Origin of the sequence: Paenibacillus agaridevorans (assembly GCF_003112455.1) — a bacterium.
Taxonomy (GTDB): Bacteria; Bacillota; Bacilli; order Paenibacillales; family Paenibacillaceae; genus Pristimantibacillus; species Pristimantibacillus agaridevorans.
Window position 1 is genome coordinate 221,883 of the sequence record NZ_BDQX01000171.1, and the last position, 19,462, is coordinate 241,344.

Sequence of the window (19,462 nt, forward strand, 5' to 3'; positions counted from 1 at the left end):
AACCGAACTTTTTGAACTTTCATTTTATGTGGTAGTTCAAAAAGTCTGCTAACTTTTCCTCGGCTCTATACAGAGAAAACCCGGAACCCGGGTTTTCTCTGTCATTGCCTCAAACCTGACATTCAAAGCTTATTTTTTGTTGTATTCGTCCATTGCCGCTTGCGTATCCTGCGCGACTTCCTGCGGCGTTCCGCGACCTACGGTCAGAGCCTGCAAGCCGTTCTGAATGACGCTGACAACCTGAGTCGGAATGATGCTGTCGAATACAGGCGCTGTTCCTTTACCCGTCAATTCAAGCATTTCTTTAAGATACGGGCTTGCATCCTCCGGAACGTCGACCTTTGCGGGAACGACAACGCCGTTGCTGATCAAGTCTTTGTATAAATCTTCACTTACGAAATATTTCATAAATTCTTCGGCAGCCGCTTTTTTACGCTCGTCCAGCTTGCTTTTGATGGCGATGCCGTACTGAACGACGCCGGCGCTTTTGGCCGGATCGCCTTTGCCGCCCTCTACGCTTGGGAACAGCGCGATGCCGAATTTGACGCCTTGTTCATTATTGATGCGCACGCGCGCATCCACAGTCGAGGACGTGATATGCAAAGCCGCTTTGCCCTGGATCAGATAGTCCTGGCTTTGTACCGAGTCCATGTTGTTCGCATCCGTATTAAAGGCATCCAGCTTGGCGAGCTCATCGATAACGGAGATGGCGCTGACAAATTCAGGATCTGTGAATTTCGCTTCGCCTTTCATTACCTTCTCCAGGAAATCGCTGCCCGTAAAACGGTCGCCGACGATAGACAGAATCGAGGACTGCAATGGCCATTGTTCTTTGTTGCCGAGCGAGATCGGCGTCAAGCCCGCCGCTTTCAGCTTTTTCACCAGTTCGATGAAATCGGCATAAGTGGTAGGGAATGCGTCGTAACCTACGCTTGCCAGCATCTCTTTGTTGTAATAAACGATATCAACAAATGTTTGCTTCGTCGGAACTGCGTATTGCTGATCGGCTACGTTAAATGGCGAGAGCGCGCTCTCCGGCAAAATTTCTTTCCAGTTATCCATCAGACCGTTGATCGGCTCAAGCAAACTGCCTTCTACAAGCGGCGCCAAATCTGCTCCGGGCCACACAACGTTAATATCCGCCAGGTTATTGGCTGCCGCGAGCGTGCGAAGCTTGGTTTTATATTGAGCGGAAGGGACTTCATCGGTTTTGATTACGATTTCCGGATGATCTTTCTGGAACTGTTCGATTCGCGCCTTATACACATCGTTGTCGATGTTAGGCGTTGTCCAAGGATGCATCATCGTTAACGTAACCGTTTCCGTTTTAGAGCCGCCGCTTGCGTTGTTTTCTTCGGAATTGCCGCATGCCGCAGTCGACACAGCCATTAATCCTGCCAGCGAAACAAGAAGAGTTCTTTTTTTGAAGTTTGAATGAGCCATTTTTAACCCTCTTTCCATATTTGTAATCGCTTTATTTGTGAAGATCAGTAATCGGGGCGCCCAATTGATCTATACTTCCATTATAAAAAATCTTAATAATCGGAAATATCCCAAAATTCTTCGATTTTATCCTGTATTATGTTAGTTACTTTCGATTCGATGGTTCAAGCAGATGTTCAAGCATCTCATCGAGAGGCACGGTCGCAAGCGCAATGGCCGTATCCGTGACGCCATAATAAATGTGCAGAATCCCTTCATCCAGCACACATCCGGTCGGGAAGATGACATTCGGAATTTGGTATCCGAATTTCTCGTAATACGTCTCCGGCTCCATAATAAAGTTCGAAGTACGAGCCAAAATTTTCGTCGGATCCTCCAGATCAAGCAGCATCGCGCCAAGCCGATATACCGTTTGCTGATCGACTCCATGATAGAACAGAAGCCATCCCTGCTCCGTACGAATTGGCGGTGTCGAGCTGCCAATCTTTTTCATTTCCCATTCTTGCTCCGCTTTCGCGAACAACACCGGATCCTCCCACGTTTTCAGGTCGTCGGAATACGAAATCCAGATTGCCGCCTGCTCGGTGCCGTACTCTTCTCCGATATATTCTTCCGGTCTGCGGAGCAGCGCGTATTTGCCGTTGATTTTCTCCGGGAACAGGATGTTGTTTCGGTCGTTGATCTCAAGCGGCGTCGTTGTGGACACATACTCCCAATGAATCAGATCCTTGGAGGACAACAGGATCGAACGAGTCAGCCAATGGCCTTCCTCTTCTCCCCAGCCTTCAGGGTACGTTGGGATGGAACGCTCCGGAATGCCCGTTCCCGTCGGATAGTAGTTCATAGCGCAAGGACGAAGCGCAATCGTCATGTAAAACGTATCCTCGATCTTGACCATACGCGGATCCTGTACGCTGCCGTATGGGAAACCGAGCTCGTCCGGCGTTAACACCGGCGTATCGACGACGTGGGTAAAGTGGACGCCGTCCGTGCTTTCAAGCAGGCCCAAATAGTTTTTGCAAGGCGTAAGCGAACCCGCCGTTCTTTCGATCATGTAGGTTTTCCCATTATCTTTAATAACGGCAGGATTGAATACGGTTGCCAATCTCCAATCGTACAGGCCCGGTACGACAATCGGGTTTTCGGCATGTCTGGTAATGTTCAATGATGTCCCCTCCAGCTTCATGATTTCGTAATATAGTTGTTATTATAGCCCTCCCCGTTGCACACTTATATCCCACCGAATTTAGAAAACATCCGAAATCTATCAATAAAAAAATAAACGGCCCCTCCTGCATGGCAAGAGGATGCCGTTTACCTTCAGCAGCACGCGATGAGCTGCCTGATCATGTTCAACTTTCTACCAGTTCCATTGCCCGCATGTTTGCAGGCCAGCTTCGATTAAGATTCGGCGCCGATATCGGGATTGATCATCTCCCTTACTCCGGCGTACCCTGCGTCACGCCGTGCACATAGGTTTGCCATGGCGTATCCAGCGCGCCTTGCCCGGGGTTGTAGGTAAAGAAGTATTCCACGACGTCCCCCTGCTGCAGGTTATTGACCGCATACGTATAGTTGCCGTTGCCAATAGAGGTCATCGCCACGTTGAGCTGAACGCCGTTGTTCACTTTGTAGTGCAGGTCTGCGAATGTGGCTCCGTTGACGTAGAACAGCAGGTTGTTGCCCGTCTTTTTGATCCCTCGAACGGCATCGCCGATGATGTAGGTCGTTGGCGGCGGCGCTACTACCGTAATGGCCGACACCGACGTTTTATTGCCGTCGGCCGTGGTCGCCGTAACGATCGTTGTACCTGGGGCGACACCCGTCACAATGCCGCTTCCGTTTACGGTCGCGACCGCGGGGTTGGCAACGGACCAGTTGACGGCCTTATTCGTTGCGTTCGATGGCGTTACGGCCGCACTCAACTGCACCGTCTGTCCCGCTTGCACTTGCGCCGAAGACGGGGTAACGGTGACGCCGGTTACGTCTACGTTGCCGGGATTGCCGCCGCCGTCGCCTTCCTTGTAAACGCGTACGTAATCCACTTGCATCGTCGCCGGTATGTCGGACGGAGATGGCGTCAGACCGCCGTCGAAGTGACCACCGACTGCCAGATTCATAATAAGATAGAACGGCTGGTCGAACGGCGCGTTCGGATTGTTCGGGGCTGCCACGGAATACCATTGCTCCCTGGAGACCTTAAAGAAAAACTCGCCGTTCACGTACCACTTTACGTTGTCTTCTTCCCAAATCATCGTATAGACATGGTAATCGCTGGCGAACGTCTGGCCTTGCGGGAAATGATATTCGCCGGCAATATACCGATTCACCGGCCATTGACCGCCGAAGTGAACGGCACCGCTCGTCGTACCCGGCAGACGGCCCTTCGCTTCCATAATGTCAAGCTCGCCTGACGCGGCCCACGCGCCGTAAACGGAATCCTCCGGAAGCATCCAGAGAGCCGGCCACAGGCCGTTGCCGGTTGGCAGTTTCGCGCGAATGTCGACCCGGCCGTATTGCAGCGTCATATGATCCTTTGTATTGATTTTGCCTGAGGAATATTGCGCGTATCGGTTCGGATCCTGCGGGAATGATCTGACATCGTTTAAAGCGCGAATATTCAGCTTTCCGTCCTGCACGAATACGTTTTGCGTGCTGTTCGTGTAATGCTGCAGTTCCGCGTTGCCCCAGCCCCAGCTGTTCGGATCGTTTGTGATGTAATAACCGGTTTCGTAATTCCACTTGTTCGTGTCGAGCGCCGTTCCGCTGAATTCATCCTGCCAGATCAAGTTCATTCCGCTGATAGCCGGATCGGTTGGCGTTCCGATGGCTACATCATCATGATCGGAGACGTCCGGACGAGGTGCGTTAGGATTGCCGATTAACGTATAGTAGACGAAGTTGCTGCCGACGCTGCCGCCCGTCTGTCCATTTAACGGATAGCCGATTCGAATCTGCATATCGGTTTGGATCGGCTGGAACCACAGACCGTAGATGTAGTCGGCCCAATATCCCCACTGATTGGCGTCCGACATATTATTGTAGCCGTTGCCGGAATAGACGAATCCGCTTTGACCGGAGTTCGACATATCGACCCACTGGCCTCCTATGTTGATCTGGTAAACGAACTTGCCAATTTCGGTGCCGATAGGCGCCCCGCCGTCGATTTTGGGCAGCGGGATCCCGATGGAGCCATTGTTGTCAGCCGTATAGGTTGTGCCATCATAAGCGGAGATGACGTACGAATTCCGGACAGGCTGATTAAAGGTGATCGTGTAGATCAGACTGGCCGATGAACTGACGGATTCCAGCTTCACGTTGATGGATTCCGTCACCGTGAACCAGAATCCGCCCCCTCCTTCGGTGAACTGTCCGAAGTTGCTGTCGTAGATCCATCCGCTGGCCGCATTGTTGTCGATGTCGATCCAAGTGCTGCTGTTAACGGGTTTGACGTATACCTTAAGATCGTCGGCTACGGCCTGATAGATGATCCCGGGATCATTGTTAAAAACTGGGTACGTAAATCCCGCTCCGCCCGTGAACCCTGCGGTTAATTGCGGACCTTGCGTTGGCGTCATGGAGGTAATGGTCGTCGTGTTGACGTTTTGGAATTGAAGGGTATAACCCAGCGTAACTCCGCTGTTTGCTTTGGAATGTAGCTGAATCTCTGTTGTCTGCGACAGCGTGAACCAATAGCCGTTTGCCCCGCCGTCGCTCCAATGTCCCCAGTTCTGGTTGTAGACAAAGCCGCTTACGCTGTCGATATCAACCCAGTTGCCGCCCACCTTCACCTTAACGCCTACGTCAGCGGATACATCGTTCCATGTTGCGGCGCCGCCGTTAAAGATCGGCATGACGAAGCCGTAGCTGGCCTGCCCGACTCCCGATTTTGTAATAACCGGACCATCCGCAGACGAAAAGTAAGCCATGGAGCTTACCGTCGTCGCGGCTTCTACCTTCGATACCGGCATAAGGCTCATGCCAGCGATCATCACGATTGCGAGTATAAGGCTCAGGACCCTTTGCATATACCGATTCTCCGAATTGCGGAATAATTTCATAATTGCCTCCTCAATAAATTAGTCATTTCTCCGTTCTGCCAGTTGGCCTTATTGCGGACTTTTGAACAATCTTTAATGGGACCAAGCTCTAACTAATCGATGGAACACCTCCCGTGCGACCGCTATTCGGTTCGGCTGTCGGATAGAGCAAGCTCGCTCTCTTGAGGCTTGCGGCTCCTGGGACGTGGGCGGAAAAAGCTGGGGGTTGAGTTCGGAAACCGCTTTCAATTTTGATGTATCTTCATTCTATCGAATCGCCAATTGGGCTTAAAGGTACAATTGTTTTTGTTATAACCCAATTTTTTGGCATTTTGGACAACCTTGCTCATTGTGCGGTTTCATCTGGAGAAGAGCAGTCGATATTTAGAACTTGGAGAATCCGTGTTATAATAGGAACAAACATTCGCCGCGAGATTGGAGGGCACAATATGAGCCGCAATAAAAACAGGGATTTGCTGCGCGAAGACAACGTAACCTATGACGATTACGCCGGTTTCGATGACGGCAACCGCTATGAGCTTGTAGACGGCCGCCTGGATTTAATGAGCCCGGGGCCGGGCAGTATTCATCAGTTGGTGAGCTTTGAGATTCAGAAGCGAATATCCCGCACATGCGACAATGAGGCTATTATACTGTGTGCACCGCTCGACGTTATCCTCTCCGAACAGGAAGTGCGCCAACCTGATTTGGTCATTTTGCTGCGGAGCAATCTGCATAAGCTGGTGCCTAAGGGTATCGAAGGTCCTCCGGATATCGTCGTGGAAATTTTGTCGCCGTCTACGGCGAAGCGGGACAAGCTGTTCAAGATGATCAGCTACGCAAGGCACGGCATACCGGAATACTGGATCGTGAACCACTCGAGTTGCTTCCTGGAGCAATACCTTCTGGATCGGGATACACGCGCTTATTCGCTCGCCAATGTATTCGCCCAAGACGATCCTGTCAGTTCCCCTACTCTGTCTTGTCTTTCATTCTCGATGCAGGACATTATGGATAGCTTGCCGGACGTGTTGAAATAAGACCAAAACAGCGACATGACCCAACATGTCGCTGTTTGACCGATCTGTTATTTATTCATTAGCCGATTGCGCGCCTTCTTCGTGGCTCGTCACAGCGCCGTATCCCGAAACTCTTCTTCCTTTCCCTGCTTCCGCCGGATCTGCTGCCGGTATTCCGTTGGCTGCATGCCCATCACGTCGCGGAACGTCCTTGTAAAGCTTTTATAGCTTTCGTAGCCCACCATGTCGGCCACCTCGACGATTTTGAGTTCGGTATCGGCGAGCAGCCGCCGCGCTTTATCCAGACGAACGTCGCGGAGATACTCCGCGAACCCTTTGCCCACGTTTTTCTTGAACAGATTCGAAAAATAAGCGTAATTCAAGGACACGTGATTGGATACCATCGCGAGATCCAGCGGCTTATGGTAGTTCTCGTGAATGTAACGAATAGCTTCGTTAAGATCCTGCGTATTGCGGTAGCTGCACTTGAATTCGTAATAAAACTGGTTGAGCCGAAGCAGCTGCTGCTGGAGCGCCCCGATATAATCGCGGATGCCGGGATAGTCGAACAGATTGCGCAGACAATCGATATCCAGCGCCTCCTCCCCCAGGTAGGGACGGATGACGCGCTCGTATTCGTCCAACATCTCCACCATGGCGCGGCATAGCTGCTGCGTGTAACGAATGTGGTAACGCTGCAAGACGCTCTTGTGGAATAATCCGGATATGCCGTCGGCGATTTGGCCGCTGTTTTTTGTGCCGACAAGTTGGAATAAGGCATAAATCTCTTCGTACGGCAGCTGCCAATGCTGCTCCAATCCCTCGATATGAGCCGGCGTCAGACAACGTTTGTCCGGGAACAGATAGCTGTGGCGATGCAGCTCCATAAGCGCCGAATAACTATCCGGCAGCTCCTTCAACCCTTGCCGCGGTCCCGTCATCACGGCAACGGCATCGATGCCTCCGCCCTTAAGCGCAGCTGCCAACGCTCCGGGTTCGATGCCCGCGTCAACCGCGAGAATCAGATGCGGACGATGCTGCAAAGGCAAACACCCTCGCTTGCCATATACGCCGTACGCAATGGACTCCATACCATGGGCGCTGACGGCTCCCGGCTGGTTTATCCAGAGCTCCTCTCGCAGCAGACACAGCCGGTATTGCCGCCAGAGCTCCGAGTTCTGCTCCTCCGTCTCGGCTATCCAGCTGTCATCATAGACCGCCCCTTGCATGAACATATACAACTCCTTGCGATCCGTCTCTCTGGCCCGTCTGGATACTTGCCTCATATTGCGGGAGAGAGCTTGCCTTGTCGAAACCTCCTGCAGCACATGCTCTACCGACTTCTGCAGATCCTCTCGTTTCACGGGCTTCAGCAAATATCCTTTGGCACCCAGCCCGATTGCTTTCTGCGCATAGGCGAAGTCGCTATATCCGCTAATGATGAGGAAATCGGCCCGAATCCGTTCCTCCTTGCATTGCTCCATCAGCGTAAGACCGTCCATATCCGGCATCCGGATATCCGTAATGACGAGCCCAATGCTGTGTTCGCGCAGCAACTGCAACGCCTCCAATCCGTTGCCAGCGGTAAAAATTTGCTCCAGGCCAAGAGGGAATTGGCTCAGCATGGCTTGCAGACCGTCGCGTATATGCTTTTGATCATCCACGATCAAAATAGAGATCATCGGTTACCACCCTCCAAGATTGGCGTTTGCCCAAGGCAATGTAATCGTGACGCAGGTGTAAGCCCCTTGCTCGCTGTCGATCCGGAGGCCGCTGCCCCGGCCGTAATGAAGCTGCAGCCGTTTGTGCACGTTCTCGAGACCAAGACCATTCTTGCTTGCAACGATAGGCGTATCCGATTCGCCCTCCAGTACAGCCTGCAAGCCCGCCAGTATGTCCGGATCGACTCCGCCTCCATCATCCCGAATCCGAATGACCAGCATGCTGTCGTTCTCCACCCGGGCGCTGATCTCGATGGTCAAGCTGCCCCCTCTCGGAGCTCCATGATGCACGGCGTTTTCGACGATAGGCTGCATGCACATCTTGGGAATGGCATACCGCGTCAGCTCATTTGGAATGTCGGATAACAGCGCGATGCTTCCGCCCTCCATGAAGTTGATAAACCCGACGTAGCTTTGGATATTGGCAAGCTCCTCGCTTAAGGCCACCGTATCATTGCGCCACATCATGCTGTAACGCATGAGCGATCCCAATGATACCAGGGCGTCTGCGATCGCGGGTTCCCGCCGCACCTCTGCCAGCATCCGAATGGACTCCAGCGCGTTGTACAAAAAATGCGAGTTGATCTGCGAATGCAAGGAGTGAAGCTGCGCGTTTTTGGCAATCAGCTGCTTGTCGACGACCTGGGTCATCAACTGCTTGATCTCGTCCAGCATATTATTATAGCTGATGGCCATCTCGTCGATCTCGTCGCCGGTATCTCCGGCAGCGAGGCCCAGATCGATCTTCGCGTCCAACTGTCCCCTGCGAACCTTGCGCATGGAGATCAGCACCCGGTCCATCCGGCGGAAAATACGCCTCGTCGTATGAGATACGAGCAGCAGCATAAGCAGCAGGACGAGCAGCGTTACCGCCACCACAAGAAAATACCAGTTGCGAGGTCCTTTCATCAGATCCTGATGCGAGGCAATATCCACGACATAGGCATTGAGCGGTGCGATATAACGATATAAGGCGTAATAGGCATGGTCGCCGACATAAACCTTGATGGGCTCCTGACTCTGCAGAACGTCCAGCTGCCGATGAATACCGCCCAGGATGTCGCCCAGCTCATCACCGGCTTGGAGCGAAAATTTATGCTGAGGATTGTAGACGAAGCGACCGGGATCTCTTCCGTCCATGACTACGGAAAAAAAGTCTCCCCCCGTCTCCTCTAGCATTCCTTCAAAAAAAACGCGATGCTCCGACCGAATTTCCATTATTGTAGGACGTTTTCCGCCCTGACCCTGCAGACGAACAAGGCGATAATAGGATAATGTGTGCTCGCCGTCCTTAAAGGCAAACAATTGGTAAGAGGATCCTCCCTCATCACGAAGCCGGGTCCAGTATTGCTGCGGCCAGAACTTGTCGTAATGATAGATTTCCGGCCAAATTTCATGCACGTTCGGATTGTCGACGTAAAAGCTGAGCTCGCTGATCATTTCGTTACTCTGGATAATATTATGCATCTGCTCGAACTGATTCTGCCTGAATTTTACAAGACGAAGTCCGTCCCCGAGCATGTTGGAATGGATAAAATCGATAAAAGACTTCTGCGTAAGCGCGGTAGAGGAAGCGTTTTCAAGTATGCCCATTCTGGACCGCAGCTGTTCGCTCATCCGTGAGACATGGCCGTTACCGGCGGACATCGCTTCCTTGTATAACTGCGATTCCTGCACGCGGATAAATAAAAAAGATACGACAATCGCCGGTATGGCGATCATGACGCTGAACGCCAGAAACAGCTTTTGCGAGATGCTGGAATTGCGATAGATTTTCCTTATTTTTATGCTTACGGCCTTCATTTGGATGTCCTCCCCACCTCAGTAATATATCATAGTTGGAAAGCGGGGAATACCGGCTGCCTCCCCGGCAGCCGGCAATAAATAGGAACCCTTATTCCGCCATCTTCGCTTTTCTCGCATCCAGCTCCGCTTGGCGATGCTCCATGACCTGCGCGAAGCCGTAGCTGTCGCGGCGGGACAGGAAGCTTTCGAATATTTTATCGAAAGCGGTATTGTCCTTGGCCGTAATCAGCTCAGGAAGGACCTCCTCCCAGTTTTGGGCGATGCGAGACCAAGCCACCGCAACTTCGGAATCGCCGAGCGGATCCAGCCCCTTGTAGATACCGCTGTCAATATCGGCCTGGGCGTTTGCGAAGTCCTCCATTTGCTTAATGACGGGCGACTTCTCCGGTCTCCATTGGTTAATAATGACGGGGTTGCGCATCATCCAGTACGTATCCATCACGCCGTATTCCTTCTCCAGCTTCTCGATATCGGAGCTAAGCAGCTCGACCAGCTCCGGCTTTAATTGCGGCTTGCCGCTTGTGGAATCCCATGTTTCGCCTTCTTTGCCGAGGAACAGGTCCAATTGTCCTTCTTCGCTGGCCAAGTACGTCAGGAAGCGGATGGCGCGTTCGGGATTTTTGACGGATTTGCTGATCATCGTAACCATCCAGCCGTCCATATTGCCGGGGAACAGCTTCGCGCTGTCGCCTTTGCTGTTCTGCGGTCCGTCTACGGCAATATAATAAGAATCCGGGTTGGCGCTTGCGGCCAGCATCGGGTTTACGGCCGCCATGCCGTTCCATTCGCGAACCATCATAAAATAGCGGGCGTTGTTCGTTTTCTCCTCCACCTGCGTATCGGAGTCCACGAGGAAATCGACGTTGATGAGTCCGCGCTCGTAAGCGGTGCGGAACGTTTTAAGCCAGTTCACGTAATCGGGATCGGTTATCCGATCGTAGACTTTGCCATCTTTCTCATGCGGAACGGCCAACAGGTTCTGCAAATATTCCGTCATGCCATAAGGAACATTGCCTTGCGCGAAGAAAGGACTGATGGCCTGGCCTTTGTACTCGGAGTATTGATCCTTGATCGTTTGAAGCGCGCCAAGGAAACCATCGGGCGTAGACAGATCCGGCTTGCCCATTTCCTCATAGAGATCTTTGCGCACCAGGAACGTTTGGTTCGCGGCCGTCATGCCGGTCTCGTGCATCAGATTAGGGCTGTAGGAATCATTCGGAATGCCATACGTGTTGCCGTTCGCTTGACGGTACCACTTGAGCGCGCCATCGCCGGCCACCTTAAAAAAGTATGGATCGTATTGATCCGCCAGCTCGTTTAAAGCATAGACATGATCGCCTTCCCACAGCTTTTTGACGGCAGTTTCCCATGATCCCATGCTGATGAGGTCAGGCAGCTTGCCGGAAGTCATCATGAGTGTAATATGTTCGTTTGCATCGCCCGACGGAACCTCGATATTGACTTTAACGCCTGTTTTCTCGGTAATATACTTGGAATTCAAGCTCTCTCCCCAGCTATGCGGATACCAGGACGCGCCTACGAACCAACTTAATTCGACCGGGCTCGTGTCCAGCCTCCATGCGGGTTCGTCGGGGTTCAGCGCCGTCTCCGCGGGAGTAGCCTCCGGCTGCGTGCTGGAATCCGGCTGTGAAGTCGGCGCGGGATCGTTCCCGGAGTTCGTGCAGGCGGCCAGGCCCAGCATAAGCGCGGACAATACCAGGGCCGTGCTTTTTCTTATGGTGCTTTTGTTCATCTTCTGATCATCCCTTCTTCTGTCATCTGTATATTTTATTTGATCCATACGCCCCCTGAATCCAAGCATGGACAGACGCACGGCACTTACCCTTTGATAGCTCCGATCATGACGCCCTTGACCAGATAGCGCTGGATGAACGGATAAAACAATAGTATCGGCAAAGTGGCCACCATCATCGAAGCGAACTTGATCGAATTGCCCGGCAGCCTGGCGCCGAATTGCGCCATCGCTTGCTGCTGCATGAAGGACATGGAGTTTTCCGCGATGATTTTGAACAACATGGTCTGCAGCGGCAGAAGCTCCTGCGTTCGAATATAGATGACGCCCTGATAATAGTCGTTCCAGTGATAGACTGCGGAGAAAAGCGAGATGGTCGCTATAACCGCCATGCTGTTCGGCATCACGATGCGGAACAATACGCCGTAATCGGAAGCGCCGTCCACCTTCGCGGATTCCTCCAAACTGTCGGGAATCGTGCGGAAGAAGCTCATGAAGATGACCATGTTAAAAAACGTGTACATCGCGGGAATGATAAATACCCAGAAGTTGTCGTACAAGCCCAGCTTCGTCATCAAAATGAAGGTCGGAATCAGTCCGCCCGAGAACAGCATGGTGATCAGAGCGATCTTCATATAAATCTTGCGGCCAATCAAGTTGGTCTTGCTTAAGCCATACGCCACGATAGCGGTAAAGAGCACATGGGCGGCTGTCCCTATGACGGTCCGCATGGTCGTGATATAGAAGCCGTTCATCATATTTTCATTGCTGAATACGACTCGGTAGCTGTCGAACGATATCGCTTTCGGAATCCAGTTGACCGTGCCCAGCGTGGCGTGCTCGGGCGAATTCAGCGAGTTGGCGAACACGAACCACATGGGATACAGCGTAATGAAACATACCGCTATCATCAGCACGGTATTAACGACCTCGAACATGCCGAAACGGCGTATTCTTCTAGTGTTCATGGTACTGCCTCCAATTTAAAATTCATGTTCAAAAAGTTCGGTTAGCGGACTTTTTGAACTACATTTCTAAAAGATGCTGTCGCCGGTTAGTTTTTTGGATGAGTAGTTCGCCAGGAACAGCAGCCCCAGCGCCACGATGGAACGGGCAAACAAGACGGCCGTCGAAAAGGAATGTCGTCCGGATACCAGTCCCATGTTGTAGATGTACAAATCCAGACTTTCCGCCATCTTCATGTTCATATTGTTTTTTAGCATAAAGATCTGATCGAAGTTGCTGCCGAGAATGCCCGCAACGGCGAGAATAAACAGGATCGCGATGGTCGGTCGTATGCTCTGGATCGTAATATGCCACATGCGCTGCCAGCGGTTCGCGCCGTCCAGCTCCGCGGCTTCGTACAGCGCAGGGTCGATGCCCGCAATGGCCGCGATGTAAATAATCGCGCTCCAGCCGGTTTCCTTTAGCGTGTCGGAGAAAAAGGTAATCCACCAGAAGTACTTCGGGTCGCTGTTATACAAAATCTCTCGTTCCTGAATGCCGAGTCCCATAAACAGTTGATTGATGACGCCGCCTTCGCCCAGCCAGTTCAGCATAATGCCGCCGAATATCGTCCATGCGATAAAATGCGGCAAGTAGGAGATCGTTTGGACCGTTCGTTTAAATCGAAGGCTTCGAATTTCATTGAGCAGCAAGGCAAATACGATCGGAATCGAGAAGCCGAGCACCAGCTTGATGCTGCTCATGCCAAGCGTATTGCGGATGGAACGCCAGAATCTCTCGTCCGTCACGAAATCCTCGAAGTGCTTGAGACCTACGAACGGCGACTGGAGCATAGGCTTAGCGATACTGTAGTCCATAAATCCGATAATAAGCCAGAACATGGGGATGTAACAGAAAATCAACATCCAGACGATGCCCGGGATCACCATGCTTTGCAGCTGCCACTGCTTTAAAAACGTTTTCATTTGACCGGTTTTGGATTGGATCACATTGCTGCCCCCTTCCATTTCATCGTAAGCATTTCGGCATGCAAAAAAAAGACCACCGTTTTTGACCCTATCCCATTTTTTTAGGTTCCGTTGATCTTGCGCGGGAATGGAGTATGCTGAGAATATTCGAGGGGAGGATTTCTTACGATGAACAAGCTGATATGGCAGCAAGATTTTGCGGGGGGAGGCCCGGATCTGAGCGATTGGAATATTCGCCTCGGCAACGACCTGCTGGACAATGAGGGCAACGCCGTAATGCCGGGTTGGGGCAACGGGGAAGGGCAATACTACACGGGACACGCCGGGAATCTGTACATCGACGAAGAAGGGCTGAATCTGTGCGCGCGCCGCGAGACGATTGAGAGTTCGGACGGTCGAACCTTCGCCTATACATCCGCCCGAATCGATACGAAGGATCACTTCTCCTTCCGTTACGGCAAGCTCGTCGCGCGTGCTAGACTGCCGGTCGGACAAGGATTGTGGCCCGCCATCTGGCTTCTGCCGCAAGATCAGGCCTACGGTCCTTGGCCGGCTTCCGGCGAGATCGACATTATAGAAGCCAGGGGTCGGCTGCCCCAACAAGTGTCAGGCACGCTTCATTACGGCAAGGACTGGGATCACAAGCGTCTCGACGAATTTTCTTATACATTCGACAAGGGTTCGATCGCGGAGTTCCACGACTACGTTTTGGAGTGGGATGAACGTTCTATCCGCTGGCTCGTAGACGGCCATTGTTATGCCGAACGCGCCATGGAGGCGGGCGTCATGCCGTTCGACCAACCCTTCTATCCCGTGCTGAACCTCGCTGTAGGCGGGTGGTACGACAATGTTGCGGTGGACGAAGGCGCGTTGCCTGCGGTTATGACGGTGGCGGGGATTTGGGTGTATCAATGAGAAGGATGAGGAGCAGCTAAATGAAAAACGGACAAATCTTTATTGCCGATAGTCTTCCGGGAAAATAGCTCCAAGGTCGATGACAAGACAAGGAACCGCATGCGAATGAAGAGTGTCCGTTTCGATTAACGTTGCTTCCAACCGGTACTTGCCGCTCTCCAGCACAAATTGGTCTACCGTACGATAGATTGGATCGGCAAGCCAGTATTCTTTAACACCGTGTTTCTCATAAAGTGATTTTTTTATCGTTTTATCTCTGCGTCCCGTACTATCTGACAGAATTTCTACAAGCAGATCGGGAACTCCGAACACAAATCCGTCCCGAATAATGTGAAGGTTCTCATTGGCAATAAAAATGATATCTGGCTGGACAATATTCTCATCGTCGAAATGAACGTCCATTGGGGCGAGCAGGATTTCCCCGTCTTGACTACAAGGAGCGTGAAAAGCAAGATAAAAATTTGTTAAAATCTTTTGGTGAACGTATTTGGGGGACGATAGAAACTCGTATCGGATTCCCTCAATGATCTCATACCTCTCGGACGTATCATAGATTTCCCGCTGTTCCTTAACCTTGGCTGTAAGATCATGCGGTTTGCCTTTGGTCATGCAATTGACCTCCTCGCATTCATTCTAAATTTATTATATCATTCCAGCATGATAATCAAATAGAGTGAACTGGTTCCAGTTGGCAACTATCGGGTGCGAAACATCACAGAAAGCCCTCGAAATCATTGATTTCAAAGGCTTCCGTCTCACACTGTTTTCAGTTAAATACAATTCGCCGTTATAGCTGATTCCAAGTTGATGTTGTATGACTTTAACAACTTTCTTACGGCAGAAGCCTTTCAGCGGACAATCTTGGCCAAGCCTGACACTTCGTGAAGCCTTCCGCATAAGCCTTGCCGCATTGTAGTCCGCGAAACTTGGATACGGTTCTTACAAAATCCAAAAAATCGATTCCGTCATGTTCGTACAGCCATTTGATCTGGCTCTGATGTTTGTTGTTCATCTCGATCTTAACGTCGATATGATCGGAGATATCCACATATTCTGTCGGCAGAAAGCCGACTCCGGCCAATGTATCCATATAAAAGATGGGCGCTACTTTATGATGGATATCATGTCCTTCTTCGTTGTTGTAATGAGGAACCGTCGCCGAAAAGCTGGCATCGAACACCGCTTTGGAAACCTCCATATGATCCTTCATATAGTCTTCGGGCGGATGTGTAATGATATAATCCGGCTTCGTCTCGCGAATCACTTTGACCAGCTTCAAAATCAGCTCGTCATGATCCGCCTTGACCAACAAATCCGGCACATTCAAGCTAATCACTTCGGCTCCGATCAAGGAACCTGCCGCTTGCGCTTCCAGTCGTCGAATCGCAATTAACTCGTCCTGGGGAATCACCTTATGCCCTTTATCCCCATTGGCCACATGAACCATCGTTACCTTATGACCTTGCGACGACAACTTCGCCAATGTGCCTCCACAGCCGATCTCCAGATCATCCGGATGACAACCTACTGCCAATACGTTCATCTTATTCCCTCCCGTAGATTGATTCTAAATGCTGCTTCAGCAACTCCTACTCCAGTGTACTCCCGGCAAATCTATTATTCTTTAGCAAAAAGACCTTTAAAAGTTGCATTTAGTCCACTCTTAAGCATGTTATAATAGAACGATAGATTGAACGTCAACGGAGGTCATAATCCCATGTCAGCTGCAACTGACCCTTTCGTGCGAACCAGGCTTCAAGAGTCTTTTACAGTGAAAGACATTATATCTCTGCATTATTTCGAATTCTCAAAGAATTTTAAATTCGAAGGAGAGAAACATGACTTTTGGGAGTTTGTGTATGTAGACAAGGGCGAGATCGACGTGTTTGCCGATATGGAGGGATACTGCCTGCAGCAGGGTGATGTCATCTTCCATAAACCGAACGAATTTCATGGCGTTTGGGCCAACAGAAAGATAGCGCCAAACGTCATTATTATTTCGTTTGTATGCCACTCGAAGGAAATCGCTTTTTTTGAAAATAAAATTTTTAATCTGGACACCCGTCAGCGGGAAATGCTGGCGCAAATTATTAAAAACGGCTTTGCCGCTTTTTATCCCCCGTTCGACGATCCGCGAAATCATACGCTGAACAGACGGCCAAATGCGCCAATCGGTTCAGAGCAGTTGATTAAACTCTATTTGGAGATGTTGCTGATCAGCTTGCGGGAGCATGACGATCGGACCAAACAGGAGCAGCGGTTGTCGGGAACGACAAAACAACGAAGCGAAGCCGAGCTGGCACAGCGAATGTGCGACTATATGGAGCGGCATGTGTTCGATGAAATTCGGCTTGAACAAGTTTATAAAACGTTTAACTTAAGCAAGAGTCACGCGCTTACGATCTTTAAAGCGCAAACCGGACAAAGCATCATGAAACATTATCGTAAACTTAAGATCGATCAAGCCAAACAAATGATTCGCGAGCAGCGCCACAATTTTACTGAAATATCCGAGCTCCTCCACTACAGCAGCGTTCATACCTTTTCGAGACATTTCAAGCTATTCACGGGCATGTCCCCATCGGAATATGCGAAAACGGTTATCGCCAAGATGTGATCCAAAAACCACGCTAACGCATTGCGAATGGTGTACGTATAGCAGGCCCTTGAAATCCGTGTCATCTATGGGTTGTTCAAGGACCTGCTTCGATTTTTTTAGTTCACATCGGCCTCAAGCGGTCCGGCGAGCTCCTTTAAGAAAAACAGCTTGCCCGGTAAAGTCGGCATAAATGTCGATGGCAGCCAGCGGTCCGGACCATGGCGCAATGTTGTCCACAGGGATAACCCTTGCCATTGCATGCCTCGGCCCAGCGCCCCGTCGCAGCCGCCAATGATATAGTCGGATTGCAAGAATAAACCCGGTCCGATCGTGTTGGCCCGACATGGCACCAGCGTTGTCCGGCTTTTAAAGCTCGTTATCGCATTTTGTTCTATCGTCAGGGGATGGAGCTGTGCGGCAATTCTATGCGTTGCTTGGCTCCAATCCGCATCATTGCTGAACTCTCCGCCGAAATGCGGCTCCCAGAAGGCAATATGCATCATTCGGCCAATTCCAAATACGGTGACGAGCTCAGCGCCTTCCGCCTTTAAAGCGGCAATTCTCTCCGCGTAAGTCGGCAGCATGTCGGCAGTCGCAAAATGTCTCTGATCCTCAGGCACGGTGTATTCGCCTAATGGTCCGTAGAACGCTTGCTCCATTGCGTATTGAAAAGAGCCCCGATTGTCGGACGGCAATGTTCTTCCCTCTTCGTCGCTCCATTCGTCCATATTAAACCCGTAAACATGCTTGCAATCTACTTGCCATTCTTTTAGGAAGTAGACCGCCCATTTGTACATCCCCATTGGGCCAACCGGTAAAATAAAAGCGATTTTCCGTCCCTGATCCTTGCTCTTGCGAATTTGAACCGCAATCTCATGCCCCATTTTTACATCAAGCTCGCCGACGTCGGAACAAGAAAACGGCACAAATCTCTCATTCCAGAAGGGCTGCCGCTCAACAATCGATTCTGGAGGGTTCGAACAACAACTGTCGATTTTATCCATGTCCCATCCCGCAGGGTAGAAACCGTCCAGCATCGAGCCTTTGACCGTCAGCATGAAATTCATTTTTCAGCACTCTCCCGTTCATAAATGATTTTTAGACTGCTATCATTCCTCTTCAGTGTACCCCCTGCAAATCTATTATTCTTTAGCAAAAGGACCGTTAATCGTTGCAAATAGTCCGCATTTCGGATAAAAGGTACAGCTCTCCAAAAAACGAGAGACTGTACCTTTTCGACTTTCACCATACTTCGATTGGCCTGTTTTAATTAAATTCCTTATCAGGCATGCGCAATCAAACGATTGGTTATCGATCCCAGCTTGGCAATCTCCACCTGGACCACGTCGCCGTCTTGCAGATAAATTCTGCGGTCCTCCGGATATCCCATCATGACGCCCTCGGGCGTCCCGGTTAAAATAACATCGCCTGGCATGAGTGTCATGTGGCGGGATATATAACTGACGATCTCGTCACAACGGAAAATCATATCCGACGTATTTGACGATTGGCGGATCTCCCCGTTGACGATGCACTTGATGGTCAATGCTTGAGGATCACCGACTTCATCGGACGTAACCAAATAAGGGCCAAGCGGCGCAAATTTGTCGCAGCTCTTGCCGAGCATCCACTGGGAGGTGCGAAGCTGAAAATCCCTTGCCGAAAGATCGTTTGCATTACAATATCCGTAAACGTAAGCCAATGCGTCCTCTCGGGATACATTCTTGGCGCGCTTGCCGATCACAATCGCCAATTCAGCCTCATAATCGATCATCTTGCTGTCCGGTGGCATAGGGATATCTTCCCCGCAGCCTGCCAGCGCGTTGGCGAATTTGTTAAACAGGACCGGGTGCGCGGGGATGTCCATATTCGTCTCGATTGCGTGCTGTCGATAATTAAGACCGACACAGATGATTTTGCTCGGCGAATCGACGCAAGGTCCAAGGAGCAGTTCCTTTTCGTTAAGCCACCATTCGGGACGATCTTCGGCAGACGCCTTGGATAACAGTGATTCCAATAGGGCTCTTGTTTGGGTACCGCCCTCAATAGCCTCGGACGCCGTATCCGGTACCGTAGTTCCAGGTAACAGTGCCTCTGCGGCTGCTGCGATATCCAGCACGCCCCCGTGGGTCGATATGCCGAGTTTCAGACCTCCGTTGATGTTGTAATTCAACAGTTTCATGACGCATTTCCCCTCTTTCTCATGTTGATCGGCCTTCGTTAACTTGCGAT

15 protein-coding genes are annotated in these 19,462 nt (G+C 51.0%); 3 read left to right on the forward strand and 12 right to left on the reverse strand.

All coding sequences use genetic code 11. The features are described from left to right. Positions 1 to 129: 129 nt before the first annotated feature. From PAT3040_RS15950 to PAT3040_RS15960, 3 genes are all read right to left on the reverse strand, one after another. Positions 130 to 1,443, reverse strand: coding sequence for an ABC transporter substrate-binding protein (locus PAT3040_RS15950; protein ID WP_108993532.1), 1,314 nt, complete (start codon positions 1,441 to 1,443; stop codon positions 130 to 132). Between the two features lie 145 nt (positions 1,444 to 1,588). After that, positions 1,589 to 2,608, reverse strand: coding sequence for a glycoside hydrolase family 130 protein (locus tag PAT3040_RS15955; RefSeq protein WP_108993720.1), 1,020 nt, complete (start codon positions 2,606 to 2,608; stop codon positions 1,589 to 1,591). Between the two features lie 274 nt (positions 2,609 to 2,882). Next, positions 2,883 to 5,504, reverse strand: coding sequence for a family 16 glycosylhydrolase (locus tag PAT3040_RS15960; RefSeq protein ID WP_108993533.1), 2,622 nt, complete (start codon positions 5,502 to 5,504; stop codon positions 2,883 to 2,885). 428 nt (positions 5,505 to 5,932) lie between these two features. Between PAT3040_RS15960 and PAT3040_RS15965 the strand changes: the two genes are divergently transcribed. Then, positions 5,933 to 6,523 (forward strand): Uma2 family endonuclease, encoded by a 591-nt coding sequence (locus PAT3040_RS15965; protein ID WP_108993534.1) that lies wholly within the window; start codon positions 5,933 to 5,935, stop codon positions 6,521 to 6,523. A gap of 89 nt (positions 6,524 to 6,612) precedes the next feature. On the opposite strand, the gene PAT3040_RS15970 is transcribed toward PAT3040_RS15965, so the two are convergent. The 5 genes from PAT3040_RS15970 to PAT3040_RS15990 form a co-directional block, all read right to left on the reverse strand. Continuing rightward, positions 6,613 to 8,184: a response regulator gene (locus tag PAT3040_RS15970; protein ID WP_108993535.1), complete on the reverse strand. Its 1,572-nt coding sequence runs from the start codon at positions 8,182 to 8,184 to the stop codon at positions 6,613 to 6,615. A gap of 3 nt (positions 8,185 to 8,187) precedes the next feature. Continuing rightward, positions 8,188 to 10,026, reverse strand: coding sequence for a sensor histidine kinase (locus PAT3040_RS15975; RefSeq protein WP_108993536.1), 1,839 nt, complete (start codon positions 10,024 to 10,026; stop codon positions 8,188 to 8,190). Positions 10,027 to 10,117: 91 nt separating this feature from the next. Next, positions 10,118 to 11,782: an extracellular solute-binding protein gene (locus tag PAT3040_RS15980; RefSeq protein WP_181376650.1), complete on the reverse strand. Its 1,665-nt coding sequence runs from the start codon at positions 11,780 to 11,782 to the stop codon at positions 10,118 to 10,120. An 86-nt stretch (positions 11,783 to 11,868) separates the two neighbouring features. Beyond that, the gene (locus PAT3040_RS15985; protein WP_108993538.1) at positions 11,869 to 12,750 is read right to left on the reverse strand and encodes a carbohydrate ABC transporter permease; all 882 of its coding nucleotides are present in this window, start codon (positions 12,748 to 12,750) and stop codon (positions 11,869 to 11,871) included. A 66-nt stretch (positions 12,751 to 12,816) separates the two neighbouring features. Continuing rightward, the gene (locus PAT3040_RS15990) at positions 12,817 to 13,737 is read right to left on the reverse strand and encodes an ABC transporter permease (protein WP_087566379.1); all 921 of its coding nucleotides are present in this window, start codon (positions 13,735 to 13,737) and stop codon (positions 12,817 to 12,819) included. Between the two features lie 147 nt (positions 13,738 to 13,884). Between PAT3040_RS15990 and PAT3040_RS15995 the strand changes: the two genes are divergently transcribed. Further along, positions 13,885 to 14,631: a glycoside hydrolase family 16 protein gene (locus tag PAT3040_RS15995; RefSeq protein WP_108993539.1), complete on the forward strand. Its 747-nt coding sequence runs from the start codon at positions 13,885 to 13,887 to the stop codon at positions 14,629 to 14,631. Between the two features lie 39 nt (positions 14,632 to 14,670). On the opposite strand, the gene PAT3040_RS16000 is transcribed toward PAT3040_RS15995, so the two are convergent. Next, on the reverse strand, positions 14,671 to 15,240 hold the full coding sequence (locus tag PAT3040_RS16000; RefSeq protein ID WP_108993540.1) for a Uma2 family endonuclease: 570 nt from the start codon (positions 15,238 to 15,240) through the stop codon (positions 14,671 to 14,673). Between the two features lie 223 nt (positions 15,241 to 15,463). After that, on the reverse strand, positions 15,464 to 16,174 hold the full coding sequence (locus PAT3040_RS16005; protein WP_108993541.1) for a PIG-L deacetylase family protein: 711 nt from the start codon (positions 16,172 to 16,174) through the stop codon (positions 15,464 to 15,466). 174 nt (positions 16,175 to 16,348) lie between these two features. Here PAT3040_RS16005 and PAT3040_RS16010 point away from each other — a divergent pair, with 174 nt between their 5' ends. After that, complete coding sequence (locus PAT3040_RS16010) at positions 16,349 to 17,248, forward strand: AraC family transcriptional regulator (protein WP_087566383.1); 900 nt, start codon at positions 16,349 to 16,351, stop codon at positions 17,246 to 17,248. A gap of 98 nt (positions 17,249 to 17,346) precedes the next feature. On the opposite strand, the gene PAT3040_RS16015 is transcribed toward PAT3040_RS16010, so the two are convergent. After that, the gene (locus PAT3040_RS16015; protein ID WP_087566384.1) at positions 17,347 to 18,297 is read right to left on the reverse strand and encodes a sugar phosphate isomerase family; all 951 of its coding nucleotides are present in this window, start codon (positions 18,295 to 18,297) and stop codon (positions 17,347 to 17,349) included. Positions 18,298 to 18,512: 215 nt separating this feature from the next. Further along, a complete protein-coding gene (locus tag PAT3040_RS16025; RefSeq protein WP_108993542.1) occupies positions 18,513 to 19,412 on the reverse strand; it encodes a fumarylacetoacetate hydrolase family protein in 900 nt (299 codons plus the stop codon). Positions 19,413 to 19,462 lie beyond the last annotated feature (50 nt).